Annotated in this window: 7 protein-coding genes; 1 reads left to right on the forward strand and 6 read right to left on the reverse strand. The window is 70.4% G+C overall.

The genetic code is table 11. The annotated features are described in order from the left end of the window. Nucleotides 1-12: 12 nt before the first annotated feature. Entirely contained in the window at nucleotides 13-1,593 is a 1,581-nt protein-coding gene (locus tag ACJ8AT_RS29650) for a R3H domain-containing nucleic acid-binding protein (RefSeq protein WP_407741290.1), read from the reverse strand. A gap of 199 nt (nucleotides 1,594-1,792) precedes the next feature. Between ACJ8AT_RS29650 and ACJ8AT_RS29655 the strand changes: the two genes are divergently transcribed. After that, on the forward strand, nucleotides 1,793-5,284 hold the full coding sequence (locus ACJ8AT_RS29655) for a WD40 repeat domain-containing serine/threonine protein kinase (RefSeq protein ID WP_407741291.1): 3,492 nt from the start codon (nucleotides 1,793-1,795) through the stop codon (nucleotides 5,282-5,284). A 10-nt stretch (nucleotides 5,285-5,294) separates the two neighbouring features. On the opposite strand, the gene ACJ8AT_RS29660 is transcribed toward ACJ8AT_RS29655, so the two are convergent. The 5 genes from ACJ8AT_RS29660 to ACJ8AT_RS29680 form a co-directional block, all read right to left on the reverse strand. Next, complete coding sequence (locus ACJ8AT_RS29660; RefSeq protein ID WP_407741292.1) at nucleotides 5,295-5,762, reverse strand: hypothetical protein; 468 nt, start codon at nucleotides 5,760-5,762, stop codon at nucleotides 5,295-5,297. Nucleotides 5,763-6,023: 261 nt separating this feature from the next. Then, nucleotides 6,024-6,848, reverse strand: a complete 825-nt coding sequence (locus ACJ8AT_RS29665; protein ID WP_407741293.1) for an FKBP-type peptidyl-prolyl cis-trans isomerase — start codon at nucleotides 6,846-6,848, stop codon at nucleotides 6,024-6,026. A gap of 201 nt (nucleotides 6,849-7,049) precedes the next feature. Further along, a complete protein-coding gene (locus tag ACJ8AT_RS29670) occupies nucleotides 7,050-7,307 on the reverse strand; it encodes a GlsB/YeaQ/YmgE family stress response membrane protein (RefSeq protein WP_407741294.1) in 258 nt (85 codons plus the stop codon). 195 nt (nucleotides 7,308-7,502) lie between these two features. Then, the gene (locus ACJ8AT_RS29675) at nucleotides 7,503-9,479 is read right to left on the reverse strand and encodes a CARDB domain-containing protein (protein WP_407741295.1); all 1,977 of its coding nucleotides are present in this window, start codon (nucleotides 9,477-9,479) and stop codon (nucleotides 7,503-7,505) included. Between the two features lie 73 nt (nucleotides 9,480-9,552). Then, nucleotides 9,553-11,334 (reverse strand): kinesin (locus ACJ8AT_RS29680; protein WP_407741296.1); only part of this gene is annotated, 1,782 nt, incomplete at its 5' end.

Below are 11,334 nucleotides of genomic sequence, written 5' to 3' on the forward strand. Positions count from 1 at the left end.
CCCACGCGGCGCTCAGGCGTTGCCCTCGGCCTCACTCTCGTGGAGGGCGGCCTCCACCTCGGCTCCCAGCGGGTAGATGGTGAGATGCCGCACCGGCTCGCTGCCCTGGCTCACTGTCTCCAGGTGGTAGCGGCTCACGAGCCGATGCTGCAGCTTGCGCAGCCGTGGCGGACGCGGCGCCAGCGGCACGGCCACCCCTTCGCTCAGCACGCGCTGGATGGCGTGCTCGGCCTCGGCGACAGCCTCGCGCACCAGGTCCTCGTCCACGCCCTCCACCAGCATGAAGGCCGAGCGCAGCACCCGCCGGAGCTCCGCCGAGCTGTTGCGCTTCACCACCTCCACCCGCGCGCCCGTGCGCTCCACCGTGCGCCGCATCTTCGGATCATTCGCCCGGGAGCGCAGCGTGAGGATGAGGTCCGCCGACTCCAGCCGGCCCACCACGCGCGCGTCCACCCGGAGCTCGCGCAGCACGCGGTCCAGCAGATCCCGGCTCACCGCGTGCGCGTACAAGCGCGTGGGCCCCGCGTTCGGCGCGGGCGCCGCGGGAGCCGCCTTGCTCTTCTGCGCGGGCCGGGGCGCCACGGACTCGGCCACCGCCTCCACCTTGACTTCTCCCCCGTCCAGCCGCCGCCGCTCGCCGCCCACCTCCCGGCCCGCCAGCAGCCGGTCCACCGCCTCCGCCGTGTCGAGGTGCACCAGCACCTCGTCCCGCCCCACCATCTCCACCACGATGTCGAAGGTGGGCGGGGCCTTGCGCTCGCTGACCGTCTTCTGTGTGTTGCGCCGGCGGGCCTCCTCGTCGCTCAGCGTCACCGTGTGCACCCCACCCACCAGATCCGAGAGCGTGGGGTTGAGCACCAGGTTCTCCAGCGTGTTGCCGTGCGCCGTCGCCACGAGCTGCACACCGCGCTCGGCGATGGTGCGCGCCGCCGCCGCCTCGGCCGAGGTGCCAATCTCGTCGACGATGATGGCCTCGGGCATGTGGTTCTCCACCGCCTCGATCATCACGTCATGCTGCCGGTCCGGCCGGGACACCTGCATGCGGCGCGCGCCGCCGATGCCAGGGTGGGGGATGTCTCCATCGCCGCCGATCTCGTTGGAGGTGTCCACCACCATCACCCGCTTGCGCAAGTCGTCCGCGAGCACGCGCGCCACCTCGCGCAGCTTCGTCGTCTTGCCCACGCCGGGCCGGCCCAGCAGCAGCAGGTTGCGCCCGCTGCCGATGAGATCCTTCAGCATGTCGATGGTGCCGAACACCGCGCGCCCCACGCGCAGCGTGAGCCCCACCACGCGCCCCTTCCGGTTGCGGATGGCCGAGACACGGTGGAGCGTGCGCTCGATGCCCGCGCGGTTGTCCTCTCCCGGAGGCCCCACCTGGGAGAGCACGTGCTCCAGATCGCCCTGGGCCACGGGCTCCTCGCGCAGCCGCTGCGAGCCCTGGCTGAGCCGGGCCTCGGGAGGGCGCCCCAGGTCCATCACCACCTCCAGCACCTCGCCCGGCGGCAGTGCGCGCACCGCGGCCTGCAAGGCGGGAGGAAGCACGTTCACCAGGAGCAGGAAGTCGTCTTGGAGCTCGGGGCGGATCTGTTCCATAGAGGGCTCTCCCGGAAGATGGGGCCGCGGCGCCTGGAAGGCACTCCCCGGAGGTTCTCACCGCAGGCGAGTAGCCGAGCGCTCCTCCCTGGCCCCGCCCCGAGCGGGCGCATCCAACTGCTGGAACAGCGTTCTTACGCGCCATCACCGCGCCGAAGGCCAGTCGAGCTACGCTGGTGCGGCTCCCGAGGCCCCCGTCATGAAAGAGTCCGCCCCGTCCTCCGTGCCCCTCTCCGACGCGGAGGCTTCCACCGTCCACCGCGTCCCGAGCCCGGCCATACCCGCCTCGGACGAGCTGGCCTCCACGCTCCACCCCAGCCAGAAGACTCCTTCCCAGGGCGGCGTGGATCCGGCGCTCCGCGGCTGGAACCTGCCCCTGGTGGCGCGCGAGCGCTACCTGCTCGATGGCGTCGTCGCCGAGGGTGGCCACGGCCGCATCCTCCGCGCCCAGGATCTCCACCTCGAGCGCATGGTGGCCCTCAAGGAGCCCATCTCTGACGGCTCCTCCACCCAGGAACGCTTCCTGCGCGAGGCTCGCATCACCGCGCGCCTTCAGCACCCCGCCATCGTCCCCGTGTACGAGGCCGGCCGCTGGCCAGGGGGCGAGCCCTTCTATGCGATGAAGCTCGTCTCCGGCCACTCGCTGGCTCGCCACATCGAGTCCATGAGCACGCTGGATGAGCGCCTGGCCGCGCTGCCTCACGTGCTCGCCGTGGCCGAGGCCATGGCTTATGCCCACAGCCAGCGCGTCATCCATCGAGATCTCAAGCCCTCCAACGTCCTGGTGGGCGAGTTCGGTGAGACAGTCGTCATCGACTGGGGGCTGGCCAAGGAGCTCGACGCGCCGGAGGCACCCGCCCACGAGGCCCCCAGCCGCGGAGGCTCCCCCGAGCCCGAGCGCACCCAGCTCGGCACGGTGATGGGCACGCCGGCGTACATGCCTCCGGAGCAGGCCGCGGGCCAGCCCGTGGACGAGCGCGCGGACGTCTACGCCCTGGGCGCCATCCTCTATCACCTGCTGTCGGGCCGGGCGCCGTACACCGGCACCTCCTCGCAAGAGGTGCTCCATCAGGTGCTCGCGGAGGAGCCCACGCCGCTGGCCCGCCTCCAGCCCCGGCTGACCGAGGAGTTGCTGGACATCGTCTCCCGAGCCATGGCGCGCGAGCCCTCCCGGCGCTACCCCAGCGCCCGCGAGCTGGCCGAGGACCTGCGCCGCTTCCAGACGGGCCAGTACGTGCAGGCCCACCGCTACACGCTCTGGGAGCGGCTGCTGCGCGTGGTGCGCCAGCACCGCGTGGCCTTCGTGGTGGGCACGGTGCTGCTGGCGGCCCTGGCCGGCAAGGGGGCCGTGGATCACCATGACATCATCCAGGAGCGAGACCGCGCCGAGCTGGAGCGGGCGCTCGCCCAGCAGCGTCAGGCCGAGGCGACCCAGCGCGCCGACGCGCTGACCCTGCTGGAAGCGCGCCACTCGGCCAGGGAGTCTCCGGACAATGTCATCAGCCAGCTCGACTCCCTCTCGCCCACCTTCAAGGACTGGGACCGGGCGCGCATCCTGGCGGCGGATGCCCTGGCGCAAGGCCTGCCCACGCGCATGCGGGGACACACCAACGCCATCAACCACCTCAGGTTCTCTCCGGACGGCCGCGCGGTGGTCACCGCCAGTGACGACCGAACGGTCCGCCTGTGGGACGCGCGCTCCGGTCAGGGCCGCGTCATCGAGACCTACTCGGACGAGGCGTGGACCGCATCCTTCTCCCCGGATGGGCGCTACCTGGCCTCCAGCGGCAAGGAGGGCCTGGTGAAGCTGTGGGAGACGGCCACGGGCACCTCGCGAGCGCTCAAGGGCCACACCCTGCCGGTGTTCCTGGAGAGCTTCACTCCCGATGAGCGCTACCTCCTCACGGCCGGCTACGACGAGCAGATCCTGCGCTGGGACGTGGCCTCCGGTGCCAGCTTCCTCGTGGGCACCCACGCGGGCGGCGTGGCGGACTTCCGGCTGATGCCGGATGGAAAGCATCTGGTGTCCATGGGGATCAAGGATCGAACCCTTCGGCTCTGGGATGTGGAGACCGGCTCGAGCCAGCTCCTGCTCGCCCACTCGCACATCCTCACCATGCTGGCCGTCGCCGCTGGGACCGGGGCCTTCGCGTCCGCCACCGACAACGGGCAGATCCTGCTCTGGGAGTCCCCCACGGCGCGCATGCGCACGCTGGAGAGCGGACACACCTCCGTGAGCGCCCTCGCCCTCTCGCCGGATGGGCGCTACCTGGCGGCCCAGTCCGGCGCCGAGCCCATCCTGCTCTGGGACCTGAAGGAGGGCGGTGCGCCGCGCTCCTTCCCGAGCGCCGAGAGCTGGAAGTTCACGCTCCGCTTCTCCCGGGACGGCCGGTGGCTCGCGGCCGGTGGCAAGGACACCAAGGCCCGGGTGTGGGAAGTCGCCACGGGCCGGCTCCGCGTGCTGCCGGGGGCCACGTCCACCGTCAGCGCGGTGGACTTCTCGCCGGACAGCCAGTGGCTGGGCGCCGCGAGCCATGACGGGACGATCCGGATCCACGCGCTCGAGGACCGCTCCTCGCTCACCGTGACGAGCCATGAGGGAGCGCTCCCCCCCGAGGCCGTCTCCCTGGACTGGCGCCACCTCACGAGCTGGGAGATTCGGGAGCTCCTGCGGAGCGTGATCTCGGCCGTGGCCTTCACGCCGGATGGGCGCCACGTGCTCTCCGCGGGCAAGCAGGACGGCATGGTGCGGCTCTCCAGCCTGGACGGCACTCCCGGGGTGACGGTGAAGGCCCACCCAGGCGAGATGACGGCGGCCTTCATCCTTCCGGACGGCAGCCGGCTGGCCACCGCCGGGCAGGATGGCACGGTGGCGCTCTGGGATGATCAGGGCCGGCGGCTCCAGGAGCTGAAGGGCCCCACGGGCCGCATCGACGTGCTGTCGCTCTCGGCGGATCGCGCGTGGGTGGCCGCGGGCCTGGAGCAGGGAGAGGTGTGGCTGTGGAACACGGCCTCGGGAAAGGGGAGCGTCCTGGCCCGGCGCGCCAAGGGCATCCGCGCGCTGGCCTTCTCAGCGGACAACGGCCAGCTGGCCTGGGGGAGTCAGGATGGAGAGGTGTGGCGCTGGGAGCTGGCGAGCGGCAAGGCGAGCCACATGTACACCCACCAGGGCGAGGTGGTGGACGTGTACTTCTCGCCGGATGGCAGCCAGCTGGCCTCTGGGAGTTCGGATCACACCACCTGGGTGCAGTCCGTGAGCTCGGGCCAGGGCCACAAGTGGGACCTGGGCGGCACGGGCATCATCGCGATCCGCTTCTCTCCGGATGCACAGGAGCTCTTCATCGGGAGCCTGGGAGGTTCGCTGGTGCTGCGCTCCGAGCTGAGGACGAACCAGAATGGTGCGAATCTGCTCGGCCACCTCGGGCCCGTGCTGGACATAGCCTTCTCGCCGGACGGGCGGCGCCTGGCCACCGCCAGCTCCGATGGGACGGTCCGCATCTGGGATCCGGCCAGCAACGAGAGCCGGGCCCTGCAAGGCCATCAAGGCCCTGTGATCTGGGTGGCCTTCTCGGCAGATGGACGGCAGGTGCTCTCTGCGGGCCTGGACGGCACCGTGCGGGTGTGGCCGGATGATCTGCCCACGGAGCCCGAGGCCCTGCGCGCGTGGGTGCACACGCAGGCCACCCGCTGAAGGGCGCGGCTCAGGCCAGGGCCTGGGGCTCCTCCAGCCCCAGGGGCCCGGCAGCCTCCCCCCGCTGGGGAGCCTCCACGCCCCGAGCCCGGCGGATGCGCGAGATGAGCTGGTAGGCCTCCAGCTCGGTATCGGCGAACTCGATGTCCACCCGCCACTTCCCGGTGAAGTAGAGGGCGATGACGATCGCCTTGGTGATGGCGCGCTGCAGCGCGTTGGCGCCCACGTAGATGAGGCCGTGGAACCACTCGGCGCGCAGGCTCTGCGAGAAGTGCTCGCGCGCCGCCTTGTCGATGGTGGACTGCGAGACATCCGAGATGACGAAGATGGGCTTGTCGGCGGCCACCTCCTGGAAGATGGCCAGCACGCTGTCCACGTCCTCCACGCGTGTGGGCCCTCTCCAGGTCAGGCGCAGCAGATCCGGAGCCTCCCAGCGAGCGCTATGGGTCCCGAACTTCCACTCCTTGATCAGGCTCATGCGTCGTCCCTCTCCCCTTCAGTCCAAGGAATCTAGGGACGCGCCGCCCAGCTCCAAGTGGGCGCAGAGCCCACCTGTGGACGCCGGTGCCTCGAGCTGCTCAACCGTCGACAGCTCCAGCGGAGCCTTCACCGGCAGTGAGCGCTCCTATAACGGGCGCTCATGACAAGGCCCCCGCGCCAGACCTGAAGGCAGGTCCGGCCGGGGGCCTCGGGGATTCAGCACCCTCCGCGCTCGCGAGAGGCGAAGGGCGCCAGGGAGCTACTTCGTCGGCGCGCCCTCGGGCTTCTTGCCCTGCTGGCTCGGCGGCACGGCCGACTTGCCTGGAGGCGGGGTGCCCGGAGGGGTCATCGGCATCGACGGGGTGGGGGGCTCCATGCCCTGCTTCACATCCAGCAGCTCCACCTCGAACACGAGCGTGGAGCCACCCGGGATGTCAGGAGGAGCACCGCGGTCGCCGTAGGCCAGCTCGGCGGGGCACACCAGGCGAGCCTTGCCGCCCACCTTCATCTTCTGCACGCCCTCGGTCCAGCACTTGATCACGCCGTTGAGCGGGAAGGTGGCGGGCTCGTTGCGCTTGTACGAGCTGTCGAACTCCTTGCCGTCGATCAGCGTGCCCCGGTAGTTCACCTTCACGATGTCCGTGGCCTTGGGCTGCGCGCCGGTGCCGGCCTGCAGCTCCTTGTAGACCATGCCGGACTCGGTCTTCTGGGCGCCCTCCTCCTTGGCGGCCTGCTCCAGGAAGGCCTTGCCCTTCTCCTTCTCGCCGGCGGACTTGGCCGACTGACGGGCCGTGTGGAGCTGGGAGATCTTCGGTCCGTACTGCTCGATCTCCACGGCGGGCTTGGCGCCCGTCACCGAGGCGGTGATGCCGGCCTTCACGTACTCGAGCTCGTCGGACGAGAGGCCAAACCCGCTGATGCTCCGGCCAATGGAGAGGCCCAGCGCGTAGAGCGTCTTCTGGTCCTCGGTCTGCGGGGTGGCGGCCGAGCCACCGCTCGACGCACCACCCTCACCTTTGTTTTCCCCTGGCTTGTTGCAGCTGGCCAGCGCCAGCGCAACCGCCAGTACCCAGATCTTCCGCATGTCTTCGCCTTTCCTTACTGCAGAGGCAGCGCGTGAGCGCTACCAGCAGCGCCCCCTTACTACAGAACAGGGCAAGGCTCGCGCTTTCCGTCCATCTTCCCTGTCGGGATCCCTACTCTCCGGGGAGACTGGACACTCGTCCGGCCGAGGCACAATGCCCCAGCGGGCCAGCCCTGGGACACTGCCTCGAAGCGGATGCGGCTAGCGGCGCCGGGAGAAGAACGTCTCGGAGATCACCAGCAGCACGATGGCGCCGATGATGGCTCCAATCCAGCCGGAGGGAGACGGGTTGCGCCAGTTGCCTCCCCAGATGAGCGCGGAGAGGAAGCCGCCCACGAAGGAGCCACCAACGCCCAGCAGCGTGGTGCGGATGAAGCCGATGTGCTGATGGCCGGGCATGATGAAGCGGGCGATCAGACCCACGACGAAGCCGAAGAAGATCCAGCTGCACAAACCCATGGCGTCTCCTCACGAGCGCGGGGACAGCCCGCGCGGGTCCTTTCACCCACGGCCTCCGAGTCTGCCCCACTCTCCCGCCTTGTGCGAGAGGTGAGCGCCAGGCGCGGTGGGGTGCGACACGAGCCGTCCCCTCCTCCTTACGCGCGAGGAGGGCGGTGATTGCCGCGCCAGGGCGGGCCCACCCCGAGGCTCGGGTCAGTTGCGAGCGGCGATGGAGGTGGTGAAGGACGCGCCCGACGGCGACTGCACCGGCGCTCGGAAGGCGGCGACCGTGGAGCCGACAGCCAGCGAGCCGCCCACCCGAGCGTTGTTGTCCTCGAGGAACTCCGGCTCGCCGCCGTACAGGTCGGCGAGAGCGCCCAGGTACCAGTTACCCTCGGGGACGGGGGCCTTCACGGGGACGGAGACGGTGGCGCACTGGCCCGCCGCGAGCGCGGGCAGGCTCACGTCCCCCAACAGGGTGTCCGACGCCGTGATGGACTCATCGGCCGAGAGGAAGAGGCCAACGCGGGCGTTCTCGTTGCTGGTCCGCGCGCCCTGGTTGCAGACGGTGATCTGCCCCGTGAAGGACTGGGTGTCCCGGAGGTAGGCCGGCCCGCTCACGCTGGAGACATAGAGGTCCGCGACATCCCCGATACCGAGCACGTTCCCAGCGCGGGTGTTGTTGTTCTCGGACAGCTCCGCCACGGCGTTTTCACTGTCGACGTAGGCGCCCAGATACCACGCGCCGTCCGGCACCTGGGCGAGCCCCCTCAGCTCCACGGGCGTGCACTCGCCGGCCTGCAGCTCGGACACCGGCGCGCTGCTCACCAGCGAATCGGCGGTGGTGATGGACGCGTCCAGCGACAGGAAGAGCGCCACGGTGGTGGCGAGGCTCTGGGAGGTGCCCTGGTTGCACACCGTGGCGGTGGCCCGCACCTGATGCAAGGCCCCCACGCTGGCAGGCCCGCTCACCGAGGCGACCACGAGATCCGCGGCGTGGCCCACCGCAATCCGATTGCCGAACCGGACGTTGTTGCTCTCCACCAGCTCGTGCACGGCGCCGGAGGCCACCACCTTCGCCGCCACATACCAGAGCCCGCTGTGCACGCTCGCGGAGCCGCGGATGCCGACAGGAGCGCACTGGCCCGGCTCCAGCGAGTCGGCCGGCGCGCTGCCCACCAGGAGGTCCGCCGAAGTCAGGTTGGAGTCCGCCGACAGGTACGCCTCCACCTGAGCCGAGGCCGCGACGTTGCCCTGGTTGCAGACGGTGGCGGTGAACTCCACGGGCTCGGAAGCGCCGCTCGGGAGGCTGGACGGGGCCCTCACCTCGGCCAGGGTGAAGTCCGGCCCGTCCTCGACGATGACTCGGCCGCCCACGCGGGTGTTGTCGTTCTCCTCCAGCTCCGGCACGGCGTTGGCCCGGTCCACCCAGGCCGCCACGTACCACTGTCCGCGAGGCGCACGGGCCTTGGAGGAGATCGTCAGCGTGGTGCACTGCCCCTCTCGCAGCGAGCCCGTCGAGCCGCTGCCCATCCACACATCCTCGGCGGTGAGGGCGGTGTCCGCCGAGAGGTAGACGTCCACCGTGGCCGAGGCGCTGGCGGTGCCCGGGTTGCACACCTGCACGCTCGCCTCGAAGCGGGAGGACGGTGAGAGGCTGGCGGGTGCGCTCACCTGGGCGACCTGGAGCTCCGCGCCAGAGCCAATCGCCATCCGAGTGCCCACGCGGGCGTTGTTCGTCTCGGAGACCTCGCTCACGGTGTTGTCGGGATCAATGAGAGCGCCCAGGTACCAAAGCCCATCGGCCACGTGGACCGGGCCGCGAGTCTGAACATTCAGCGTGGTGCACTGCTGCGGGCGCAGGGAGCCCGTGGAGACGCTGCCCACCAGCGTGTCCGTGGAGGAGATGCTCGTGTCCGAGGACAGGTACAACCTCACCAGCGAGTCCGCGCTGCCGGTGCCCTGGTTGCAGGCCGTCACCGTGACGAAGTAGCCGCTGCCGGACGGGGCGCTGGCCGGCCCGGACACCTGCGACACCCACAGGTCCGGCTTCCCGGAGGTAGTCACCGCACCCACCACCGTATCCAGGAACAGCCCCGCGGGGCCGGTGCTCCCTCGAGAGCACCCCGCGGCCATGGCGCTGGCCACCAGCAGGGACAACCACCACCCCTGTCGATGTGCTGCCCTCAAGGCTTCCTCCCAGCGCGAGGCACTCCGGTCCACACAGGAATGCTTCATTAATCCGCTGAGACGGAACTTTGAATCACCTTTCCCCGAAAATCCAGCCTAATGAACTTTCTTTGACGAAACTGACAAACCTACAGGCCCCCAGAGCACCTCCCGTGTTCGCTGGGAGGCGCTTGGGAGGCGGCCAGCGCGTCCTTCTGGGCTTGGCCGGCGGCGGGGGAGAAGCGGTCGCGGGAGCGCCCGAGGGCGCGCGCTCCGAGGGCAGCAAGGCGCTACACGTCGTCGTGGACAACCACTGCTGGCCGCATGCGTAGTGGAGAGCGGGGATGCGCACCTCCCAGAACAGGGCCGCGAGGACGAGCACGGCGATCAAGAGCTTCACGGGTCCCGGCATGCCCTCCTCTTGATCTTCCTCCTCCTCGTCGCGGCGCACGACGGCCAGGGCCGAGCGCAGCTTGTCCGTGCGGTCGATGGTGGAGCCCCTGGGCAGCCGCGGCTTCCGGGTGATGAGCGAGCTCAGCTCGCGCGTGAGCGTCAGCCGATCATTGAGCGCCCAGCCCGAGCCCTCCAGCAGCAGCGCGAGGTTGCGCCGCCGCAGCTTCAGCCAGCCAAAGAGCCCCGCGGGCAGCATGACCGCCGCGGCGATGACGAGGGCCGCCGAGATGATGTCCACCAGGGAGAGCGACTTCGCCTGCGTCACGATGAACGCCAGGGACGAGCCCACGGCCGCGAACGCGATGCCACCCGCGGCGAGCAGCCCCGCCAGCCCACCGCCTTGCGCCGGAGCCGCGGCCGGTGCGGGCACGGGTGCGGGCGCAGTGGCCGCCGTGGCCGCCAACGTGGTGGTGTGGGAATAGCCCTTCTCCAGCTGCGCCTCGAAGGCCTTGTCTCCCGCGGTGGCGAACGCCTCCGCCTTCGAGGAGATGAAGCTGCCGATGCGCTGGAAGGGCATCGTCATCGCCTCCCAGAGCGAGACAGGATGGCGGATGACCTGGGTGACGATGGCGTCGTGCTCCTTGCCTTCCACGTCCTGGAAGATGCCGCGCTTGCCCGCCTCGAGGTTGGAGCTGCGCCCGCGCGTGACGGGAACAGCCACCTCGTAGCCGCCCGTGCCATCCTTGGGCGACACCTGGACGTAGAGGATGCAGGTGGTGCCCTGGCCGGTCAGCGCGACATGCGCGGCGCGGGACGGAGTGAGCACCGAGAGCGTGTACTTGCGGCCTCCGAGGATGAGCGTCCCCTTCTCGAACAGGGCGCGCTGATGGGCGGTGTAGAGGTCCGGCATGCTGATGAAGTTGTTGGCGAACGTCAGCAGCCAGCGCTGATTGAGGATGAGCCGCTCCAAGTCGGTGATGGCGTCCAGTTCCTCCTTGAGCGCCAGGTCCGCCTTGCACGCCGCCTCGATGGTCTCCAGGTCCGCATCGGCGATGGTGAGCAGCTCGGGCAGCAGGCCGTGCACGGCGTTGGCTTCGAGCCCGGCCTGCCAGGCCAGCACGGCGTCGGCCTTGGCGGACAGCTCCTTCCAGGCCGCGTCGCTCAGCTTCTCCGCGTCGCCCGTGGCGGGAGCGGCCACGTCCTCGCGGAACGCCTCCAGCACCTCGAAGGCAGGGCCCCGGTACAGCTGGGACCAGGTGAGCACACCCGAGGAGTCCAGCGGCGCGATGGGGAGCACGGCCGCGGCCTTCTCGAGCGCGGCGGTGTCTCCCAGCGCGCCCTCGACGCGGCCGGCGGGCAGCTTGAGGCTCGCGGCCGCGTCGGGCTGAGCAGCCACCAGGCGGCACTGGAGGAAGTACGCCTCCAGCAGCGGCTTCACCGCGACGATGCGCCGGGCGCGCTCCAGGCTCGTGTCGCCCCAGAC

This window comes from Hyalangium sp. (assembly GCF_045802625.1).
Lineage (GTDB): Bacteria > Myxococcota > Myxococcia > Myxococcales > Myxococcaceae > Hyalangium.

Excerpts from the sequence above, each read along its gene's own strand:
- ACJ8AT_RS29670 (WP_407741294.1), bottom strand. The coding sequence starts at position 7,307 with ATGGGTTTGTGCAGCTGGATCTTCTTCGGCTTCGTCGTGGGTCTGATC.
- ACJ8AT_RS29650 (WP_407741290.1), bottom strand. The coding sequence starts at position 1,593 with ATGGAACAGATCCGCCCCGAGCTCCAAGACGACTTCCTGCTCCTGGTG.
- ACJ8AT_RS29660 (WP_407741292.1), bottom strand. The coding sequence starts at position 5,762 with ATGAGCCTGATCAAGGAGTGGAAGTTCGGGACCCATAGCGCTCGCTGG.
- ACJ8AT_RS29655 (WP_407741291.1), top strand. The coding sequence starts at position 1,793 with ATGAAAGAGTCCGCCCCGTCCTCCGTGCCCCTCTCCGACGCGGAGGCT.
- ACJ8AT_RS29665 (WP_407741293.1), bottom strand. The coding sequence starts at position 6,848 with ATGCGGAAGATCTGGGTACTGGCGGTTGCGCTGGCGCTGGCCAGCTGC.